Below are 21,199 nucleotides of genomic sequence, written 5' to 3' on the forward strand. Positions count from 1 at the left end.
ACGTGACCGGCTCCATCGAGCTGCCCGCCGACAAGGAAATGGTGATGCCTGGTGACAACGTGTCGATCACCGTCAAGCTGATCGCCCCCATCGCCATGGAAGAAGGTCTGCGCTTCGCTATCCGCGAAGGTGGCCGTACCGTGGGCGCTGGCGTGGTTGCCAAGATCATTGCCTAATTGATTCGTAGGGGTATAGCTCAATTGGCAGAGCGTCGGTCTCCAAAACCGAAGGTTGTAGGTTCGATTCCTACTGCCCCTGCCACCTGATGGTGGAATCGCAACGAGCCCGCCCCAAAGCGGGCTTCGGTGTCTTGGCGTTGCGCAAAAGATGCGCATTAGAAATGGATTATGGCCACTACTCAGGTTGAAACGGTCAGCTCCGGAGCTGACAAAGCCAAGCTTGCCGCAGTCGCGGCTTTAGTCGTTGCTGCGATCGCAGGTTTCTATCTGCTGAGCAAGCAAGGGCCCATCGTCCAGTGGCTGGTGCTGCTGGTCGGCCTGGCTGCAGCTGCTGGCACGTTCCTTGTTTCCGAGCCCGGAAAGCGTTTCGTGAGCTTTGCCCAGGATGCCTGGCGCGAAGTCAAGAAGGTCGTCTGGCCGACACGCAAGGAAACCATGCAGATGACCTTGTACGTCTTCGGCTTTGTCGTCATCATGGCCTTGTTCCTGTGGTTCACGGACAAGACGCTTGAGTGGGTCTTGTACGACCTGATTTTGGGCTGGAGGAAGTAATGGATGCTGTCGAAACGGGTGTGAACGACGGAGGGGCAGCGCCTGCCAATCCGGATCTGCGCTGGTACATCGTCCATGCCTACTCCGGCATGGAAAAGGCGGTTGAGCGCAACATCATCGAGCGCATCGCGCGCTCTGACATGCAGTCCAAGTTCGGCCGCATTCTTGTCCCCACTGAAGAAGTGGTGGAAATGAAGAATGGCCAGCGCCGCACTACCGAACGCCGTCTGTTCCCTGGCTACGTGTTCGTCGAGATGGTCATGGACGACGATACCTGGCACTTGGTCAAGCACACCAGTAAGGTGACGGGTTTCGTGGGCGGTGCCAAGAACCGTCCTGCGCCCATTTCCGAAGAGGAAGTGCGCAAGATCGTCAGCCAGATGCAGGAAGGCACGGAAAAGCCGCGCCACAAGGTCGAGTTCATGCCCGGCGAGCTGGTGCGTGTCAAGGAAGGTCCGTTCACGGACTTCAACGGCTCTGTCGAAGAGGTCAACTACGAGAAGAGCCGTCTGCGCGTCTCCGTGATGATCTTCGGTCGCTCCACGCCGGTCGAGCTTGAATTTGCCCAGGTTGAAAAAACCTGAGTTACCGCTTACAATCTCTGGCTCTGCATTTTTAGGCTTGGTGCAGGGCGTTCTCACAAGAGTCTTTTAACCCCCGGGGAGCTGTCGGCTGCAACTGTTGTTGGTTTGGCCGGCGGCGCTATACCCGCAAGGAGCATTCAATGGCGAAGAAAATCGTCGGCTTCATCAAGCTGCAAGTGCCAGCTGGTAAGGCCAATCCCTCTCCCCCGATCGGTCCTGCGCTGGGTCAGCGCGGCCTCAACATCATGGAATTCTGCAAGGCGTTCAACGCCCAGACCCAAGGTGTCGAGCCCGGACTGCCCCTGCCCGTGGTCATCACGGCCTTCGCGGACAAGAGCTTCACCTTCATCATCAAGACGCCTCCGGCGACTGTGCTGATCAAGAAGGCCATCAAGCTGGACAAGGGTTCTTCCAACCCCCTGAAGAACAAGGTCGGCAAGATCACCCGCGCTCAGCTGGAAGAGATCGCCAACACCAAGCTGAAGGACATGAACGCTGCTGACGTGGACGCCGCCGTGCGTACGCTGGCTGGTTCGGCTCGCTCGATGGGCGTGATTGTGGAGGGCGTGTAAATGGCCAAGTTGACCAAGAAGCAAAAGGCTCTCCAGGGCAAGGTGGAGTCCACCAAGCTGTACGCTTTCGCTGACGCAGTCGCGCTGGTGAAGGACGCTGCCACCGCCAAGTTCGATGAATCCATCGACGTGGCCGTGCAACTGGGCGTGGACGCCAAGAAGTCTGACCAAGTGGTTCGCGGCGCTGTCGTGCTGCCCCATGGCACCGGCAAGATCGCCCGCGTGGCTGTGTTCGCCCAAGGCGCCAAGGCTGAAGAAGCCAAGGCTGCCGGCGCCGACGTGGTCGGCATGGACGACCTGGCTGCCCGCGTGAAGGCTGGCGACATGCCCTTCGACGTGGTCATCGCTGCCCCCGACGCCATGCGCGTCGTCGGTACGCTGGGCCAGATCCTGGGCCCGCGCGGCCTGATGCCCAACCCCAAGGTTGGCACGGTGACTCCCGATGTGGCCACGGCTGTGAAGAACGCCAAGGCTGGTCAGGTGCAATACCGCGTCGACAAGGCCGGCATCATCCACGCCACCATCGGCCGCCGCTCGTTCGACAACGAGAAGCTGCAAGGCAACCTGGCTGCGCTGATCGACGCCCTGAACAAGTCCAAGCCCGCTTCGAGCAAGGGCCTGTACCTGCGCAAGGTCGCTGTTTCGTCGACCATGGGTGTGGGCGTTCGCGTCGACACGCAAACCATCTCGGCCTGATAGCCAAGAAATCTTGAGACACCTTTCGGGGTGCCTCAGTGGTGGGCCGGTGCAGCGATGCGCCGGGTCATCCAAGACCGTTGGTGTGCCTTGCGGCACTTAAACCCCCGGGGCCAACGCAGATGGCGATCCCGCTGCAGATGGATGCATTTCCAAAACAGTTGGTCGCTGCAACAAGAGCGCGCATGAGGGGCTTGCCCCGAGTGCGCATTTGAAGGAGTAGACCTTGAGTCTTAATCGCAGTGAGAAAGAAGCGGTCATCAATGAAGTGACCAGCCTCGCCGCAAAAGCTCAAACGCTTGTGATCGCGGAATACCGCGGCATCACGGTCGCCGACATGACCAAACTGCGTTCTGATGCTCGCAGCAAGGGTGTGAGCCTGAGCGTGTTGAAGAACACGCTGGCCCGCCGTGCTGTGGCTGGCAGCCAGTTTGACGTTGTCGCCGACCAGATGACCGGCCCTCTGATCTATGGCTTCTCTGAAGACGCAGTGGCCGCCGCCAAGGTGGTGGCCGACTTCGCGAAAACCAACGACAAGCTGGTGATTCGCGGTGGTGCGTTTGCAGGCAAGGCCCTGGACGTGAACGGTGTGAAGCAACTGGCGAACATCCCCTCGAAGGAAGTTCTGCTGGCACAACTGTGTGGCTTGCTGATGTCGCCTATCTCGCGTACGGCCGTTGTGCTGGGCGCCCTGGCGGCAAAGAAGAGCGAAGGCTCTGCCGAAGAACCGGCAGCCGAAGCAGTCGCAGCCTGAGCGCGCGGCAGTTAACCAATATTGTTAGGAAATCAAAATGGCATTCGATAAAGACGCATTTCTGACCGCGCTCGACGGCATGACGGTCCTGGAACTCAATGACCTGGTGAAGGCCATTGAAGAGAAGTTTGGCGTGAGCGCTGCCGCTATGGCTGCTCCCGCTGCTGGCGGCGCTGCTGGCGGCGCTGCTGCTGCAGAAGAAAAGACCGAGTTCAACGTTGTGCTGACCGAAGCCGGCGCGAACAAGGTTTCCGTCATCAAGGCCGTGCGTGAAATCACCGGCCTGGGTCTGAAGGAAGCCAAGGACCTGGTCGACGGCGCTCCCAAGAACGTCAAGGAAGGCGTTGCCAAGGCTGACGCTGAAGCCGCTGTGAAGAAGCTGGTGGAAGCCGGTGCCAAGGCTGAACTGAAGTAATTCAGTCCCCTCAAGGGCTGGAGGCTCCGAAAAAGGGCCTCCAGCCTTTGGCGCTTGTGGAGCGCTGATCCATAGAGCACACTAAAAAGCAGTCAGCACAGTCTGTTTTTTAGTGTCTTCTGACAACCCGACAGCAGAAGATGCCTTGGTTCGGGCGATGTGCAACGCATCGCCGTCAGCCATGGTTGGTAGTGGCCAACCGCCAAGCCCGCAGGGAGCTTTCCATGTGGGGCAGTCGTCGCAGACCCAGGACTCATGTCTTTGCCCGGAGATCTCATGGCCTATTCTTACACCGAACGCAAGCGAATCCGCAAAAGCTTCGGGAGCCGCGACAGCGTGCTCGAAGTGCCTTACCTGCTGCAGATGCAAAAAGATGCATATACCGCATTCTTGCAGTCAGATGTAGCCCCCAAAAAACGCACCATCGAAGGCCTGCAAGCGGCCTTCAACTCCGCCTTCCCCATCGTCTCCCACAACGGTTTTGTGGAGATGAAGTTCGTCGAGTACAACCTCGCCAAGCCTGCTTTCGATGTGCGCGAGTGCCAGACCCGTGGTCTGACGTTCGCCTCCGCCGTGCGCGCCAAGGTCCAGTTGATCATCTATGACCGTGAGTCTTCGACCTCGCAGTCCAAGGTGGTCAAGGAAGTCAAGGAGCAAGAGGTCTACATGGGCGAAGTGCCCCTGATGACCGAAAAGGGCTCGTTCATCATCAACGGCACCGAGCGTGTCATCGTCTCGCAGCTGCACCGCTCGCCTGGCGTGTTCTTCGAGCACGACAAGGGCAAGACCCACAGCTCGGGCAAGCTGCTGTTCTCGGCACGCATCATTCCTTACCGCGGCTCGTGGCTGGACTTCGAGTTCGACCCCAAGGACCTGCTGTTCTTCCGCGTCGACCGTCGCCGCAAGATGCCCGTGTCCATTCTGCTGAAGGCCATCGGCCTGACGCCGGAATCGATCCTGGCCAACTTCTTCGTCAACGACAACTTCCGCCTCATGGATTCGGGCGCGCAGATGGAGTTCGTCTCCGAGCGCCTGCGCGGCGAAGTCGCGCGCTTCGACATCACCGACAAGTCGGGCAAGGTCGTGGTCGCCAAGGACAAGCGCGTCACCGCTCGCCACACGCGCGAGCTGGAGCAGTCGGGCACCAAGTTCATCAGCGTCCCCGAAGATTTCCTGATCGGCCGCGTGGTCGCCAAGAACATCGTCGATCCGGACACGGGCGAGATCATCGCCAAGGCCAATGAAGAGCTGACCGAGTCCCTGCTCAAGAAGCTGCGCAGCGCCGGCATCCAGGATCTGCAGTGCATCTACACGAATGAGCTGGACCAGGGCGCCTACATCTCGCAAACCCTGCGCACCGACGAAACCGTCGATGAGTTCGCTGCACGCGTGGCCATCTACCGCATGATGCGCCCCGGCGAGCCGCCGACCGAAGACGCCGTGCAGGCCCTGTTCCAGCGCCTGTTCTACAACGCCGACACCTACGATCTGTCGCGCGTGGGCCGCATGAAGTTCAACGCCAAGGTCGGCCGCGATGGCGCCACCGGCCCCATGGTGCTGTCCAACGAGGACATCCTGGCCGTGGTCAAGATCCTGGTGGATCTGCGCAATGGCAAGGGCGAAGTCGACGATATCGACCACCTGGGCAACCGCCGCGTGCGTTGCGTGGGCGAACTGGCCGAAAACCAGTACCGCACGGGCCTGGCACGTATCGAGAAGGCTGTGAAGGAGCGTCTGGGCCAGGCCGAGCAAGAGCCGCTGATGCCCCATGACCTGATCAACAGCAAGCCGATTTCGGCCGCCCTGAAGGAATTCTTCGGTGCGTCGCAGCTGTCGCAGTTCATGGACCAGACCAACCCTCTGGCCGAAATCACGCACAAGCGTCGCGTCTCGGCCCTGGGCCCGGGCGGTCTGACCCGCGAGCGTGCAGGCTTCGAAGTGCGCGACGTGCACGTGACCCACTACGGCCGCGTCTGCCCTATCGAAACGCCTGAAGGCCCGAACATCGGCCTGATCAACTCGCTGGCCCTGTACGCCCGCCTGAACGAGTACGGCTTCATCGAGACGCCGTACCGCCGGGTGGCCGACGGCAAGGTCACGATGGAGATCGACTATCTGTCGGCCATCGAGGAAGGCAAGTACATCATCGCCCAGGCCAATGCCGAGCTGGATGCCGAAGGCCGCCTGATCGGCGACCTGGTGTCGGCGCGCGAAAAGGGTGATTCGACCCTGGTGTCGGCCGAGCGCGTTCAGTACATGGACGTGTCGCCCGCACAGATCGTGTCGGTGGCTGCCTCGCTGATTCCGTTCCTGGAACACGATGACGCGAACCGCGCATTGATGGGCGCCAACATGTCGCGTCAGGCCGTGCCTGTGCTGCGTCCCGAAAAGCCCATGGTGGGCACGGGCATCGAGCGCGTGGCGGCAGTGGACTCCGGCACCGTGGTGACGGCAACCCGCGGCGGTATCGTGGACTATGTCGATGCAACGCGCATCGTGGTCCGCGTGAACGATGCGGAAGCCGTGGCCGGCGAAGTCGGCGTGGACATCTACAACCTCATCAAGTACCAGCGTTCCAACCAGAACACCAACATCCACCAGCGACCCATCGTCAAGCGTGGCGACAAGCTGGCCAAGGGTGACGTGGTGGCCGACGGCGCATCGACCGACCTGGGCGAAATCGCCATCGGTCAGAACATGCTGATCGCCTTCATGCCCTGGAACGGCTACAACTTCGAGGATTCGATCCTGATCAACGAGCGCGTGGTGGCCGAAGACCGCTACACCTCGATCCACATCGAAGAACTCGTGGTGATGGCCCGCGACACCAAGCTCGGTGCCGAGGAAATCACGCGCGACATCCCGAACCTGTCCGAGCAGCAGCTCAACCGCCTGGACGAGTCCGGCATCATCTACGTGGGTGCGGAAGTGCAGCCCGGCGATGTGCTGGTCGGCAAGGTCACGCCCAAGGGCGAGACCACGCTGACGCCTGAAGAGAAGCTGCTGCGCGCCATCTTCGGCGAGAAGGCTTCCGACGTGAAGGACACTTCGCTGCGTGTGGACCAGGGCTCGCAAGGCACTGTGATCGACGTGCAGGTCTTCACCCGTGAAGGCATCCAGCGTGACAAGCGCGCCCAGCAGATCATCGACGATGAACTCAAGCGCTACCGCCTGGACCTGAACGACCAGCTGCGCATCGTCGAGGCCGACGCCTTCGACCGTATCGAAAAGCTGCTCAATGGCCGCGTGGCCAACGGCGGCCCGCAGAAGCTGGCCAAGGGCGCCAAGATCGACAAGGCCTACCTGGATGGCGTGGAGAAGTTCCACTGGTTCGACATCCGTCCTGCAGAGGACGAAGTCGCCACCCAGCTCGAGTCCATCAAGAACTCGCTGGAGCAGACGCGCCACAGCTTCGACCTGGCTTTTGAAGAAAAGCGCAAGAAGCTCACCCAGGGCGACGAGCTGCCCGCTGGCGTGCTCAAGATGGTCAAGGTCTACCTGGCCGTCAAGCGCCGCCTGCAACCCGGCGACAAGATGGCCGGCCGCCACGGCAACAAGGGTGTGGTCTCCAAGATCGTTCCGGTCGAGGACATGCCCTACATGGCCGACGGCTCCACTGCCGACATCGTGCTGAACCCGCTGGGCGTGCCTTCGCGTATGAACATCGGCCAGGTGCTGGAAGTGCATCTGGGCTGGGCCGGCAAGGGCCTGGGCCAGCGCATCGGCGACATGCTGCAGCAGGAAGCCCGCGCCGCCGAGATCCGCACCTTCATGGAAGAGATCTACAACTCGCGCGGCCGCAAGGAAGACCTGACGCAGCTCGACGACAAGGAGATCGTGTCCATGGCGCAGGCGCTGACCACGGGCGTGCCGTTTGCCACGCCGGTGTTCGATGGTGCGTCCGAGCAGGAAATCCAGGACATGCTGCATCTGGCATATCCGGAGGAACTGGCCCAGCGCAAGGGGCTGACCGAGTCGCGCACGCAGGCCTACCTGTATGACGGCCGCACCGGCGACCGCTTCGAGCGTCCGACCACCATCGGCTACATGCACTACCTGAAGCTGCACCACTTGGTCGACGACAAGATGCACGCCCGCTCCACGGGTCCGTACTCTCTGGTGACGCAGCAGCCGCTGGGCGGCAAGGCCCAGTTCGGTGGCCAGCGTTTCGGGGAAATGGAAGTGTGGGCGCTGGAAGCTTACGGCGCCGCCTATGTGCTGCAGGAAATGCTGACCGTGAAGTCCGACGACGTGGTGGGCCGTACCAAGGTGTACGAATCCATCGTCAAGGGCGAGCACGCCATCGAGGCAGGCATGCCCGAGTCGTTCAACGTGCTGGTCAAGGAAATCCGCTCCCTGGGCCTCGACATCGAGCTTGAGCGTTCTTAAATATTGAAAAGGGAAAGAGTCTTATGAAATCTCTACTCGACCTGTTCAAGCAATTCACGCCTGATGAGCATTTCGATGCCATCAAGATCGGTCTGGCTTCTCCCGAGAAGATCCGTTCCTGGTCCTTTGGCGAGGTGAAGAAGCCCGAGACCATCAACTACCGCACGTTCAAGCCCGAGCGCGATGGTCTGTTCTGCGCCAAGATCTTTGGCCCCATCAAGGACTACGAGTGCCTGTGCGGCAAGTACAAGCGCCTCAAGCACCGCGGTGTGATCTGCGAGAAGTGCGGCGTCGAAGTGACCCAGACCAAGGTGCGCCGCGAGCGCATGGGCCACATCGACCTGGCTGCGCCCTGCGCCCACATCTGGTTCCTGAAGTCGCTGCCGTCGCGTCTGGGCCTGGTGCTCGACATGACGCTGCGCGACATCGAGCGCGTGCTGTACTTCGAAGCCTACGTGGTGACCGACCCCGGCATGACCCCGCTGAAGAAGTTCAGCATCATGACCGAGGACGATTACGAGGCCAAGCGCACCGAATACGGTGACGAGTTCGAAGCCAAGATGGGCGCCGAAGGCATCAAGGATCTGCTCGAAGGCATCGACATCGATGTCGAGACCGAGCGCCTGCGCGGCGATCTGACCGGCTCCGAAGTCAAGGTCAAGAAGAACGCCAAGCGCCTGAAGCTGCTGGAAGCGTTCAAGAAGTCCGGCATCAAGCCGGGCTGGATGGTCATGGAAGTGCTGCCCGTGCTGCCCCCGGACCTGCGTCCGCTGGTGCCGCTGGACGGCGGCCGCTTCGCGACGTCCGACCTGAACGACCTGTATCGCCGCGTCATCAACCGCAACTCGCGTCTGCGCCGCCTGCTGGAGCTGAAGGCTCCGGAAATCATCGCGCGCAACGAAAAGCGCATGCTGCAGGAAGCGGTGGACTCGCTGCTGGACAACGGCCGCCGTGGCAAGGCCATGACGGGCGCCAACAAGCGTGCCCTGAAGTCGCTGGCCGACATGATCAAGGGCAAGAGCGGTCGTTTCCGCCAGAACTTGCTGGGCAAGCGCGTGGACTATTCGGGCCGTTCCGTGATCACGGTGGGTCCGTACCTCAAGCTGCACCAGTGCGGTCTGCCCAAGCTGATGGCGCTGGAACTGTTCAAGCCCTTCATCTTCGCGCAGCTCGAGCAGCGCGGCATCGCCACCACCATCAAGGCGGCGAAGAAGGAAGTCGAATCCGGCACGCCCGTGGTGTGGGACATCCTCGAAGAGGTCATCAAGGAGCACCCGGTCATGCTGAACCGTGCTCCCACGCTGCACCGACTGGGCATCCAGGCCTTCGAGCCCATCCTGATCGAAGGCAAGGCCATCCAGCTGCACCCGCTCGTCTGCGCGGCCTTCAACGCCGACTTCGACGGTGACCAGATGGCTGTCCACGTTCCGCTGTCGGTGGAAGCACAGATGGAAGCCCGCACGCTGATGCTGGCCTCCAACAACGTGCTGTTCCCCGCATCGGGCGAGCCCTCCATCGTTCCTTCGCAGGACGTGGTGCTGGGTCTGTACCACGCAACGCGCGAGCGCATCAACGGCAAGGGCGAAGGCATGATCTTCGCCGACATCGGTGAAGTGCAGCGCGCGCTGGACTCCGACCAGGTCGAACTGGCCGCCAAGATCAGCGTGCGTCTGACCGAGTGGACCAAGAACAAGGACTCCGGCGAGTTCGAGCCTTCGACCAGCCTGGTGGAAACCACCGTGGGCCGCGCCCTGATGTCCGAGATCCTTCCCAAGGGCCTGCCGTTCAGCCACATGAACAAGGCGCTCAAGAAGAAGGAAATCTCCAAGCTCATCAACGCCTCGTTCCGCAAGTGCGGTCTCAAGGCCACGGTGGTGTTTGCCGACAAACTGCTGCAAAACGGCTTCCGCCTGTCCACGCACGCCGGTATCTCGATCGCCATCGGCGACATGCTGGTGCCGCCGCAAAAGGCCGAGATCATCGGCCGTGCCGAAGCCGAGGTGAAGGAGATCGAACAGCAGTACGTCTCCGGTCTCGTGACCGCTGGCGAGCGCTACAACAAGGTGGTGGACATCTGGGGCAAGGCCGGCGACGAAGTCTCCAAGGTCATGATGGCCCAGCTTGCCAAGGAAAAGGTCATCGACCGCCACGGCAACGAAGTCGAGCAGGAATCGTTCAACGCCATTTACATGATGGCCGACTCCGGTGCCCGCGGCTCGGCCGCGCAGATCCGCCAGCTGGCCGGCATGCGTGGCCTGATGGCCAAGCCTGACGGCTCCATCATCGAGACGCCCATTACGGCGAACTTCCGTGAAGGCCTGAACGTTCTGCAGTACTTCATCTCCACCCACGGCGCCCGAAAGGGTCTGGCCGACACGGCGTTGAAGACGGCCAACTCCGGCTACCTGACGCGTCGTCTGGTGGACGTGACGCAGGATCTGGTGGTCAACGAGGACGATTGCGGCACGACCAATGGCGCACTGATGCGCGCCATCGTCGAAGGCGGTGAAGTGATCGAATCGCTGCGCGACCGCGTGCTGGGCCGTACCACGGCCGAGGACGTCGTGCATCCCGAGACGCTGGCCGTCCTGCTGCCCGCAGGCACGCTGCTCAACGAAGACGGGATCGATGAACTCGAGTTGCAAGGCGTGGACGAGATCAAGGTCCGCACCGCGCTGAACTGCGAAACCCGCTACGGCCTGTGCGCCAAGTGCTACGGCCGCGACCTGGGCCGCGGCGGCCAGATCAACCTCGGCGAAGCCGTGGGTGTGATCGCCGCCCAGTCCATCGGCGAGCCCGGCACGCAGCTGACCATGCGTACCTTCCACATCGGTGGTGCCGCTTCGCGCGCTGCCATCGCATCGAGCGTGGAAGCCAAGTCCAACGGCGCCATCAGCTTTAACAGCACGATGCGTTACGTCAGCAACACCAAGGGTGAGCTGGTCGTGATTTCGCGTTCGGGCGAAATCGTCATCAGCGACAACGGCCGCGAGCGTGAGCGCCACAAGGTGCCTTACGGTGCCGTGCTGACCGTCAGGCCCGACCAGCAGGTCAAGGCCGGTCTGATCCTGGCCAACTGGGATCCGCTGACCCGACCCATCATTACCGAGTACGCCGGCCAGGTGCGCTTCGAGAATGTGGAAGAGGGTCTGACCGTGGCCAAGCAGGTCGACGAAGTGACCGGTCTGTCCACGCTGGTGGTGATCGATCCCAAGCGCCGTGGCTCTGCCAAGGTCGTGCGTCCTCAGGTCAAGCTGATCGATGCCAACAACCAGGAAGTCAAGATCCCCGGCACCGACCACTCGGTGACGATCGGCTTCCAGGTCGGCGCTCTGATCCAGGTGCGTGACGGCCAGGACGTGGGCCCCGGCGAAGTGCTGGCCCGTATCCCTGTCGAAGGCCAGAAGACCCGCGACATTACCGGCGGTCTGCCCCGCGTGGCCGAGCTGTTCGAAGCCCGTACGCCCAAGGACAAGGGCACGCTGGCCGAGATGACCGGCACCATCTCCTTCGGCAAGGAAACCAAGGGCAAGGTGCGCATGCAGATCACCGATCTGGATGGCAAGGTCTGGGAAGAGCTCGTGCCCAAGGAAAAGAACATCCTGGTGCACGAAGGCCAGGTGGTCAACAAGGGCGAGTCCATCGTTGACGGCCCGGCCGATCCGCAGGACATCCTGCGCCTGCTGGGCATCGAGGAGCTGTCGCGCTACATCGTTGATGAAGTGCAGGACGTCTACCGTCTGCAGGGTGTGAAGATCAATGACAAGCACATCGAGGTGATCGTTCGCCAGATGCTGCGCCGCGTCGTGGTCGAGAACACCGGCGATTCGACCTACATCGCTGGCGAGCAGGTCGAGCGTTCGGAAATCCTCAATACCAACGAGGCCCTGCAGCGCGAAGGCAAGATCCCCGCCACGTACTCCAACGTGCTGCTGGGTATTACCAAGGCTTCGCTGTCGACCGACTCCTTCATCTCCGCCGCGTCGTTCCAGGAAACGACCCGCGTGCTCACCGAGGCTGCCATCATGGGCAAGCGCGACGAGCTGCGTGGCCTGAAGGAAAACGTCATCGTGGGTCGCCTGATCCCCGCTGGTACGGGTCTGGCCTACCACCAGGCACGCAAGGCCAAGGACGCCATGGACGACGCAGAGCGCCGCGCCATCGCCGACGCCGAAGCGGCCGAACTGGCCGGTGTGATGGCTGACGACGACGCTGGCGTGGCTGCCGTCGCCGGTGACGCTTCCGCTGACTGATAGGCGGTGTCACCCCCTGAGCGGCTGTGCCGCTTCCCCCTCTCTCGCTACGCGGGAGGGGGACGACGCCCTCGCTGCGGGGCGGCGCGGCCGGCCTAGGCCCTTGCTCGGCATCCCTCTTGTTGGGACATGCTGTCTCCTAGAGCAGTGCATGGCGCAAGTGCTTGATGATGTGACGCTCCCGGCCTGCCCTGCGCAGGCGGGAGCGTTTTTCTTTGGGAATAACCAGAGTTCGGCCGGAACAGCCTCCGGCCGGGCCATTGCAGACGATGTGGTCCTTGTCTCTTGAATGGATGCTGCTGGCACTGCTGGTGTTCTGGGCCGTCGGCGCATACAACCGGCTGGCCCGGCTGCGCAGCGGCTGCGTGCAGCAGTTCGGAGCGCTCGATGCGCACCTGGGCCAGTGGCATGCCATGCTGCAGGCCTTCGAGGCCCAGCCCAAGGCCGAAGGCCAAAGCCCCGCCCTTGTGCATGCCCAGGCCGCACTGCACCAGACCGCCGCACAGCTGCAGGCGGCCCTGGTCGATGCCCGTGGCCGGCCGCTGCGCGAGACCGCGCTGGCCTCGCTGGAGCACGCCTGTTCGGCGCTGGACGTGGCCTGGCAGGCCATGACCAAGGTCGCCGTTGATACCGGCGCCGGCGCCGCTGGCACTGGCGCTGCGCCACCAGATGCCCCATCGCCGGACCCCGATCCGCTGCAGCCCTGGCAGCAGCGCTGGACCGAGCACCAGGTGCGCAACCGCCTGGGACTGCAGCAATTCAACGCCGCGGCCGAGCGCTACAACGCCGCCATTGCGCAATATCCGGCCAGGCTGCTGGCCTGGCTGCTGGGCTTTCGCCCGGTGCGCAGCCTGCTGGTCGAGCCTGTCGCCAGCAAGGCACAGGAAAGTGGAACATGAACCAACGCACGCATTCTTCCCCGCGCCGCGCTGCGGCGCCCTCGCAGGCACCTGCCGCACCTCCTCTTTGGCAGCAGCTCGACGCCGTTGCCCAATGCCTGCAGTCCGTGCTTGAAGGCCAGTCCAGCCGCAGCGTGCTGGCGCGCGTGGCTCAGCCGCTGCGCCCCGGCGTCCAGGCGCTGCTGTTCCAGGTGCTGCGCCAGTTGGGCCGTGCCCAGGCGCTGCAAAAGCAGCTGGCCTCGCGCAACCCGCCGCCGCGCGTCAGCGCATTGCTGAACACGGCCCTGGCCCTGGCCTGGGATGAATCCCGGGCACCGTACCCACCATTCACCCTGGTCAACCAGACGGTGGAGGCTGCCAAGCAGGGGCCCACGCGCGCCCAGTCCGGCTTCATCAATGCCTGCCTGCGCCGCTTCCTGCGCGAGCGCGATGCCCTGGTCGCCGCCACCGACGACCAGCCGCAGGCCGTCTGGAACCACCCGGCCTGGTGGATCGCCCGCCTGCGCAAGGACCATCCCGATCATTGGCAAGCCATCCTGCAGGCCAACAATGAACAGCCGCCGATGACGCTGCGCGTCAACCGCCAACAAACGGACCGCCAGTCCTACCAGGCAGCGCTGCAGGCCATGGACGTGCCTTCCCTGGCCGTGGCCGACAGCGGCCTGCAACTGCAGCAGGCCCTGCCGGTGCAATCCCTGCCGGGCTTCGACGAAGGCCTGGCCTCGGTGCAGGATGCGGCCGCGCAACTGGCCGCGCCGCTGCTGCTGCAGGGGCTGGAGCAGCCCGCCGGCCGCGCGCTGCGTGTGCTCGATGCCTGCGCCGCCCCGGGCGGCAAGACGGCCCACCTGCTGGAGTACGCAGCACCGCAGACCCTGGAGGTCACGGCGCTGGAGATAGATGCCGAGCGCGCCGCGCGCATCGCGGACACGCTGGGGCGGCTGCGCCTGCAGGCCCGCGTGGTGGTGGCCGACGCATCCCGGCCCGACCAGTGGTTCGATGCGCAATGCGGCGGCCAGCGGTTCGACGCCATCTTGCTGGACGCGCCCTGCACGGCCTCGGGCATCGTGCGGCGCCAGCCCGACGTGCGCTGGCTGCGCCGCGAAAGCGATGTGCGCCAGCTGGCCGAGATCCAGGCGCGCCTGCTCGACACCCTGTGGCCCCTGCTGCAGCCCGGTGGGCGCCTGCTCTACTGCACCTGCTCGGTCTTCAGGGAAGAGGGCGAGGCACAGGTTCAAGCGTTTGTTACACGCAACAGTGAGGCGCGAACCCTGGCGGCACCGGGGCATTTAATCCCGGGCAAAGCCGACAAAGCCGGCATGCTGGCTGACAATGCTTTGGGTGACCACGACGGTTTCTTCTACGCCTTGCTGCAAAAGACGCGCTGACCCCCCCCATCGGGCCTGGTCGCCAGCCTGGCTGCGCCTGCTGGCGCGGCTGGCCGGGGCGCTTGTGCTGGCCGGCGTGCTGGCGGGTCTGGGCCTGCAGGCCAGGGCCGATGCCTTGACGGCCGAGATCGGCCCCATGCAACTCGATCGCTCCGACGACGGCCTGCTGCTGTCGGCCAACCTCCATTTCGAGCTGCCCTACCAGATCGACGATGCGCTGCGGCAGGGCATCCCCATGTACTTCGTGGCCGATGCCCAGATCCAGCGCGAGCGCTGGTACTGGTCCGATCAGCAACTGGCCACCGCCAGTCGCCACTACCGCCTCAGCCACCAGCCGCTGACGCGCCGCTGGCGCCTGCACATCTCCAGCACCCCGTTCTCCAGCAGCGGCCTGGGGCTGGCGCTGGGCCAGACCTTCGAAAGCCTGGACGATGCGCTGGCCTCCATGCAGCGCATCTCGCGCTGGAAGATCATGGACACGGCGCCCACGCAATCGGGCGTATCGGTGCAACTGCGCTTTCGCATCGACCTGTCCCAGCTGCCCAGGCCGCTGCAGATCGGCGCGCTGGGCCGCTCGGGCTGGAACCTGCAGCTGTCGCGCACCCAGATGCTGGAAGACGCCCCATGAGCAGGGCCTCAGCCGACGACGAACGCGTGGCCCTGCCGGCCTCGGCCGGCCTGTCGCGCGGCACGCGCTGGGCCGTGGGCGTGGGCGCCGGCCTCATGGGCCTGGTCGGCGTGCTGCTGCTGTTCCTGCTCACCCTGGCCACCAACAACCGCCTGGACTACGAGCGCAACTACAACTGGCTGTTCGCCGCCAACGTGGTCGTGGCCGGCCTGCTGCTGGCCATCCTGGCCTGGGGCGGCATCCGCCTGGCCATCCGGCTGCAGCGCGGGCGCTTCGGCAGCCGCCTGCTGCTCAAGCTGGCCGGCATCTTCACGCTGGTGGGCCTGGTGCCGGGCCTGCTGATCTACATCGTCTCCTACCAGTTCGTCTCGCGCTCCATCGAAAGCTGGTTCGATGTGCAGGTCGAGGGCGCGCTGTCGGCCGGCGTCAGCCTGGCCAGTGCCACGCTGGAGACCGTGGCCAATGACATGGCCAACAACACGCGCACCGCAGGCGCCCAGCTGTCCCAGGTCTCCGATGCCGGCGCCGCGCTGATCCTGGAGCGCGTGCGCGACCAGTTGGGTGCCACCGATGTCGTGTTGTGGAGCGCCTCCGAAATCGCCGTCGTGGGTCCGGCGCCGGTGCCGCGCAGTGGCGAGCTGGCTGGCTTGCGCGCGGTGGCCAGCGTGGGCCAGTCGCGCTTCAACCTGCAGCCCGAACGCCCTAGCGCGCAAATGCTGCGCTCGCTGCGCGAGCAGCGCGCCGTGGCCAGCATCGAAGGCCTGGACGACGACGGCATGGCCCAGCCCGGCGCCACCGCGCCCGGCGCCCAGGTCCGCACCCTGGCCCTGGTGCCCAACCCCAGCGTGGGCCTGCTGACCGAGCCGCGCTACCTGCAGGCCACCATTGCACTGCCGCAGGCCCTGGTGACCAATGCCCTGGCCGTGCAGGCAGCCAACCGCGAATACCAGGAGCGCGCGCTGGCACGCGGCGGCCTGCAGCGCATGTACATAGGCACGCTCACGCTCAGCCTGTTCCTGGCCGTCTTCGGCGCCGTGGTGCTGGCTATCGTGCTGGGCAACCAGCTGGCCAGGCCGCTGCTGCTGCTGGCCCAGGGCATGCGCGACGTGGCGCGCGGCGACCTGCGGCCCAAGCCCGCGCTGCAGACGCGCGACGAGATCGGCGGGCTCACACGCTCCTTTGCGCTCATGACCCAGCAACTGGCCGACGCCCGCGCCGAAGCCAACCGCAGCATGGGCCAGCTCGATGCCGCACGCGGCAACCTGCAGACCATCCTCGACAACCTCACCTCGGGCGTCATCGTGCTGGACGCGCGGGGCGCCATCGTGCTGAGCAATCCCGGCGCCACGCGCATATTGCGCGCGCCCATGGCCGTCCATGAAGGCCGGCTGCTGTCCCAGGTGCCGGGGCTGGAGCAGTTCGGCGAAGTCGTGCAGGAGCAGTTCGCGCTCTTCCTGGGCGAGCAGGGGCGCGATCGCTGGCAACTGGTGCATGAGCTGCATGCCTCCACCGATGGCGGCGTCATCCAGCACACCACCACCCTGGTCATGCGTGGTGCGGAACTGCCCGATGCGCAGCGCCTGCTGGTCTTCGACGACATCTCGGAAATCGTCTCGGCCCAGCGTGCCCAGGCCTGGGGCGAGGTGGCGCGCCGCGTGGCCCACGAGATCAAGAACCCGCTCACTCCCATCCAGCTGTCGGCCGAGCGCATGGCCATGCGGCTGACCGACAAGCTGCAGCCGGCTGACCAGGCGCTGCTGGCCAAGTCCGTCAAGACCATCGTCGATCAGGTCGGCGCCATGAAGCGCCTGGTCGATGAATTCCGCGACTACGCGCGCCTTCCCGCCGCCAACCTGCAGTCGCTGGACCTCAACGCGCTGGTCACCGATGTGCTCCAGCTGTATGGGGAAGAGAACGCCGAAGTGCGCGTGGACTGCGTGCTGGACCCGCAATGCCCGCCGATTTCCGGCGATGGCCAGCAGCTGCGCCAGGTCATTCACAATCTTTTGCAGAATGCCCAGGACGCCACGGCCCAGCGCGCGCAGGAAAGCGGCCAGCCCCCCGGCCCCGTGACCATAGAGACGCGCTGGAACGAGTCCACGCGCCGCGTGCGCCTGAGCATCAGTGACAGCGGCACGGGCTTCGCCGCCAACATCCTTCAACGGGCCTTCGAGCCCTACGTCACGACCAAGGTGCGAGGCACCGGCCTGGGCCTGGCCGTGGTCAAGAAAATCGCAGACGAGCATGGCGCCCGCATCGACCTGGGCAACAGGGAAGACGACGGGGTGATTCAAGGTGCGCAAGTGTCGCTATCATTTGCGCCTGAGCGTACGGGATAGGCCTGACGCCCCCCGCGCCTCAGCACATAGGCTTAAGACACATGGCAAACATACTGGTGGTCGACGACGAACTGGGGATCCGGGATTTGTTGTCGGAAATCCTCAACGACGAAGGTCATAGTGTGGACGTGGCCGAGAACGCCGGTCAGGCACGCTCGGCGCGCGCCTCCAACACCTACGACCTCGTGCTTCTCGACATCTGGATGCCCGACACCGATGGCGTATCGCTGCTCAAGGAATGGGCCTCGGCAGGTCTGCTGACCATGCCCGTGATCATGATGAGCGGTCACGCCACCATCGAGACGGCCGTTGAGGCCACGCGCATCGGTGCGCTGTCCTTCCTCGAAAAACCCATCACCATGCAAAAGCTGCTCAAGGCCGTGGAGCAGGGCCTGGCGCGCAACGCCGCCAGCCAGGCACCGGCTGCAGCGCCCGTGGCGGTGATCGAGCCGGACACTGCGGCCGTGGTCACGCCTGCGGCCAGCCGCGTGCCGGTGGACAACAACGTGCCGCATGCACACCAGGGGTTCGACCTGGACCGCCCGCTGCGCGAGGCGCGCGACGGCTTCGAGAAGGCCTACTTCGAATTCCACCTGGCACGCGAAGGCGGCTCCATGACACGCGTGGCCGAGAAGACCGGCCTGGAGCGCACCCACCTGTACCGCAAGCTGCGCCAGCTGGGCGTGGACCTGGGCCGCAACAAGCGCGGATAGACTTTTTGAAGGAATTTTGGCTTTTTCGTTTTTGGGTCAAAAAATCCTGCATATAATCTAGTTCTCGGCCCGGTAGCTCAGTCGGTAGAGCAGAGGATTGAAAATCCTTGTGTCGGCGGTTCGATTCCGTCCCAGGCCACCAAATTCAGTAAAAAATTACGGACTGCTTCGCAAGAAGTGGTCCGTTTTTCTTTGTGCTGCTGAAAAGCCTGCCGTTGTTCAGCACGCCCAGGCCACACGCTTCAGTCACTCAGGCGGGGGCGGCTGCATTGTCACGGTCACCAGCAGCACGCAGCCCTGTTCGCCCCGGGCGTGCACGTCATGGGGTTCGCCCGCCGGCACCAGCACTACCGAGCCGGCCACCAGCCGCAGGCTGGCCACGCGTGTGGCGATGCCGGCTTCGCCCGCCAGGCAGTGAATGGTGGCCTCGCCGGGCACCTGGTGGCGCGGCAGTGCATGGCCGGGCGGCAGCACCAGCCTAAGCAGCTGCAGCTGGGGCGTTCTGATCAGGCTGGTGCTGATGTGCATGCCGTCACGGGCGTGCAGGGCGATGACATCCAGTGGCTTTGCGTGTTCGAGTGCCATGCTTGGCTCCTGCTTGATGTGGGTCAGAAGGTGGTGCCGCAGCGGCCCCGCCCGCGCGCCTGAAGATGTACGCTGAATACATCTTATGCAGGCGCACGGCGGGCCGGAAGGAGTGGACATCATGGCGCAATGGCTGGAACTGGAGGAACCCCTGCGAACCCGGGAGCCGGCACCGCAATGGAAGGCCTTCCTGGAGCTGGGGTTCCGGCCGCTGTACCTGCTGGGCTGCCTTTGGGCTGCACTGTCGGTGGCGCTGTGGGTCTATGCGCCGCAGTGGATCGCCGGGCGCATGCCCGGCGTGTTCTGGCATGCGCACGAGATGCTGTGGGCCTTCGTGGCCACCATTGCCGTGGGCTTTCTGTTCACGGCGGGCAGCAACTGGACAGGGCGCAACCCCCTGCAGGGCCGGGCATTGGGCGCGCTGTGCCTGCTGTGGCTGGTGGCTCGCGCAGGCTTCCTGCTGCCAGGGCCGCAGGCCTTTGCGGTCGCCGCGCTGTGCGAGGCGGCCTTCTTCTGCTGGGCCGCGCTGGCGCTGGGCCGTGCCATTCAGGTGGCGCGCAGCCGGCGCAACTACGGGCTGCCCCTGCTGCTGGCGGGCCTGGGCGTGGCCGATGCGCTGTACCTGTGGTCTATCTGGCAAGGCGACTACGGCGCGCTCATGCAGCGCTTCAACGCTGGCCTGCTGTGCATGGCCGTGATTGCGCTGCTGATCGCGCGGCGCGTGATCCCCTTCTTCGCCATGCGCGCCGTGTCCGGCCTGCAGATCCCCATGCACACGGCCAGCGGCCAGTGGCAACTGGGCGCGGGCGTGGTGGCCATCGCCTGCCTGCTGGCGGGCTGGTGGCCGGGCCTGGCCGCCGGCCTGGCCGTGGCGGGCCTGATCGCCCTGTGGCAGGTGCTGGCCTGGAAGCCCCAGGCCGTGCGCCGCGTGCCGCTGCTGTGGATTCTCTACCTGGGCCACTCGGCGCTGGGTGCGGGCCTGCTGGTGGCCGGCGCGCATGCGGCCGGATGGGTGCTGCGCCCCGCCTGGCCCGTGCATGTGATCGGTGCGGGCGGCTTTGCCCTGCTCATCATCGGCATGTGCACACGGACGTCGATGGGCCACCTGGGCCTGCCGCTGCGCACCGACCGCAGCATGGTCGCCGCCTATGCCCTGGTCATTGCCGCTGCCGTGCTGCGCCTGGCGGCCCTGCTGCCCACGGCGCTGTCGCTGGCGGCGCTGCATGCCTCGGCCGCTGCCTGGGTATTGGCCTTTGCGCTGTACCTGTGGCGTTTCGCCCCGCTGCTGGTGCGCCCGCGTGCCGACCGGCAGGCATGATCGCAGGCCTGCCATGCGCCTGACCCTGATGACCGACTACGCGCTGCGCCTGCTCATGCATGTGGCGCGCCACCCCGGGCGGCTGTGCACGATTGCCGAGATCGCCCAGGCCCATGCCATCTCCGAAGCCCACCTCATGAAGGTCACGCACCAGTTGGCGCTGCGCGGCTGGATCGTGACCGTGCGCGGCAAGGGCGGCGGCATGCGCCTGGCCCATGCGCCGGCCGACATCGGCCTGGGCGACGTGGTGCGCGGCATGGAGCCGGACTTTGCCATCGTCGAATGCTTCACGGGCAACAGCCCGCCTGCCTGCACGCTTGCGCAGGACTGCCGGCTGGCCGGCGTGCTGGGAGGGGCGCTGGACAGCTTCATGGCCCATCTGGACGGCTTCACGCTGGCCGATCTGCTGCCGGCTCCCGCATCCCTGCCCCTGCCGCACAGGAGCCGCGCATGAGCTACGGACTGCTGCTGACCCTGCACCTGCTGGCGGCCATTGCCTTTGCAGGCACGGTGTTCTTCGAAGTCGTGCTGCTGGCCGGGGCGCGCCGCCACCTGCCCGCTGCCGTGGCGCGCGCCACCGAGCAGGCGCTGGGCGACCGCGCGGTCGCCGTCATGCCCTGGGTGCTGATGGTGCTGTACGGCGCGGGGCTGGGGCTGGCCTGGCAGCACCGCGCGGCATTGGCTGCCGCCTTTGCTGCTCCGCTGGCCAGCAGCTTCGGCCTGCTGCTGGCGCTCAAGATCGTGCTGGCGCTCAGCGTGTTCGGGCATTTCCTGGCGGCCATGTGGTGGCGCCGGCGCGGTGTGCTGGGCGGGCGCCGCTCGCACCGCCTGCACCTGAGCGTGTTCTGCCACGTGCTGGCCATCGTGCTGCTGGCCAAGGCCATGTTCTACCTGCATTGGTAGTCAGCCTGCAGGCAGGCCCTGCCCGCGTTAAGCTC

At 64.7% G+C, this 21,199-nt stretch carries 18 protein-coding genes and 2 tRNA genes; 19 read left to right on the forward strand and 1 reads right to left on the reverse strand.

All coding sequences use genetic code 11. The features are described 5' to 3' along the window. From AC57B5_RS00250 to AC57B5_RS00325, 16 genes are all read left to right on the forward strand, one after another. Positions 1–176 (forward strand): EF-Tu C-terminal domain-related protein (locus AC57B5_RS00250; protein ID WP_496398492.1); only part of this gene is annotated, 176 nt, incomplete at its 5' end. A gap of 9 nt (positions 177–185) precedes the next feature. Then, a tRNA-Trp gene (locus tag AC57B5_RS00255) sits at positions 186–261 on the forward strand. Between the two features lie 86 nt (positions 262–347). Next, positions 348–731 carry a preprotein translocase subunit SecE gene (gene secE, locus AC57B5_RS00260; protein ID WP_012202436.1) on the forward strand — a complete coding sequence of 128 codons (384 nt, stop codon included), beginning with the start codon at positions 348–350 and terminating at the stop codon, positions 729–731. Continuing rightward, complete coding sequence (gene nusG / locus AC57B5_RS00265; RefSeq protein ID WP_012202437.1) at positions 731–1,315, forward strand: transcription termination/antitermination protein NusG; 585 nt, start codon at positions 731–733, stop codon at positions 1,313–1,315. Before secE ends, nusG begins: the two co-directional genes overlap by 1 nt. Before the next feature lie 140 nt (positions 1,316–1,455). Beyond that, positions 1,456–1,887 (forward strand): 50S ribosomal protein L11, encoded by a 432-nt coding sequence (rplK, locus tag AC57B5_RS00270; protein ID WP_012202438.1) that lies wholly within the window; start codon positions 1,456–1,458, stop codon positions 1,885–1,887. Continuing rightward, entirely contained in the window at positions 1,888–2,583 is a 696-nt protein-coding gene (rplA, locus tag AC57B5_RS00275; protein ID WP_013800271.1) for a 50S ribosomal protein L1, read from the forward strand. It abuts the gene before it with no gap. Between the two features lie 226 nt (positions 2,584–2,809). Further along, on the forward strand, positions 2,810–3,337 hold the full coding sequence (gene rplJ / locus AC57B5_RS00280; RefSeq protein ID WP_012202440.1) for a 50S ribosomal protein L10: 528 nt from the start codon (positions 2,810–2,812) through the stop codon (positions 3,335–3,337). Between the two features lie 37 nt (positions 3,338–3,374). Next, positions 3,375–3,752 carry a 50S ribosomal protein L7/L12 gene (gene rplL, locus AC57B5_RS00285; RefSeq protein WP_012202441.1) on the forward strand — a complete coding sequence of 126 codons (378 nt, stop codon included), beginning with the start codon at positions 3,375–3,377 and terminating at the stop codon, positions 3,750–3,752. 276 nt (positions 3,753–4,028) lie between these two features. Then, positions 4,029–8,141, forward strand: a complete 4,113-nt coding sequence (gene rpoB, locus AC57B5_RS00290) for a DNA-directed RNA polymerase subunit beta (protein WP_013800272.1) — start codon at positions 4,029–4,031, stop codon at positions 8,139–8,141. A gap of 23 nt (positions 8,142–8,164) precedes the next feature. After that, entirely contained in the window at positions 8,165–12,394 is a 4,230-nt protein-coding gene (rpoC, locus tag AC57B5_RS00295) for a DNA-directed RNA polymerase subunit beta' (RefSeq protein ID WP_013800273.1), read from the forward strand. A gap of 269 nt (positions 12,395–12,663) precedes the next feature. After that, the gene (locus tag AC57B5_RS00300; protein WP_013800274.1) at positions 12,664–13,293 is read left to right on the forward strand and encodes a LemA family protein; all 630 of its coding nucleotides are present in this window, start codon (positions 12,664–12,666) and stop codon (positions 13,291–13,293) included. After that, entirely contained in the window at positions 13,290–14,678 is a 1,389-nt protein-coding gene (rsmB, locus tag AC57B5_RS00305; protein ID WP_012202445.1) for a 16S rRNA (cytosine(967)-C(5))-methyltransferase RsmB, read from the forward strand. Before AC57B5_RS00300 ends, rsmB begins: the two co-directional genes overlap by 4 nt. After that, positions 14,623–15,306: a DUF4390 domain-containing protein gene (locus tag AC57B5_RS00310; RefSeq protein ID WP_373861127.1), complete on the forward strand. Its 684-nt coding sequence runs from the start codon at positions 14,623–14,625 to the stop codon at positions 15,304–15,306. The genes rsmB and AC57B5_RS00310 overlap by 56 nt, the downstream gene beginning before the upstream one ends. Further along, the gene (locus AC57B5_RS00315) at positions 15,303–17,645 is read left to right on the forward strand and encodes a sensor histidine kinase (protein ID WP_034397922.1); all 2,343 of its coding nucleotides are present in this window, start codon (positions 15,303–15,305) and stop codon (positions 17,643–17,645) included. Before AC57B5_RS00310 ends, AC57B5_RS00315 begins: the two co-directional genes overlap by 4 nt. A gap of 41 nt (positions 17,646–17,686) precedes the next feature. Next, positions 17,687–18,358, forward strand: coding sequence for a response regulator (locus tag AC57B5_RS00320; protein WP_013800278.1), 672 nt, complete (start codon positions 17,687–17,689; stop codon positions 18,356–18,358). Between the two features lie 66 nt (positions 18,359–18,424). After that, positions 18,425–18,500, forward strand: a tRNA-Phe gene (locus tag AC57B5_RS00325). 104 nt (positions 18,501–18,604) lie between these two features. On the opposite strand, the gene AC57B5_RS00330 is transcribed toward AC57B5_RS00325, so the two are convergent. After that, the gene (locus tag AC57B5_RS00330; RefSeq protein WP_063327680.1) at positions 18,605–18,943 is read right to left on the reverse strand and encodes a cupin domain-containing protein; all 339 of its coding nucleotides are present in this window, start codon (positions 18,941–18,943) and stop codon (positions 18,605–18,607) included. A gap of 121 nt (positions 18,944–19,064) precedes the next feature. On the opposite strand from AC57B5_RS00330, the gene AC57B5_RS00335 reads away from it, so the two are divergent. From AC57B5_RS00335 to AC57B5_RS00345, 3 genes are read left to right on the forward strand one after another with little or no spacing between them, the layout of a single operon-like run. Beyond that, positions 19,065–20,261, forward strand: coding sequence for an NnrS family protein (locus AC57B5_RS00335; RefSeq protein WP_496398493.1), 1,197 nt, complete (start codon positions 19,065–19,067; stop codon positions 20,259–20,261). 13 nt (positions 20,262–20,274) lie between these two features. Further along, on the forward strand, positions 20,275–20,715 hold the full coding sequence (locus tag AC57B5_RS00340) for an RrF2 family transcriptional regulator (RefSeq protein WP_496398494.1): 441 nt from the start codon (positions 20,275–20,277) through the stop codon (positions 20,713–20,715). Then, on the forward strand, positions 20,712–21,164 hold the full coding sequence (locus AC57B5_RS00345) for a CopD family copper resistance protein (RefSeq protein WP_013800282.1): 453 nt from the start codon (positions 20,712–20,714) through the stop codon (positions 21,162–21,164). Before AC57B5_RS00340 ends, AC57B5_RS00345 begins: the two co-directional genes overlap by 4 nt. Positions 21,165–21,199: the final 35 nt, after the last annotated feature.

This window comes from Delftia sp. BGA-UO-ETr-SB1, from assembly GCF_059567865.1.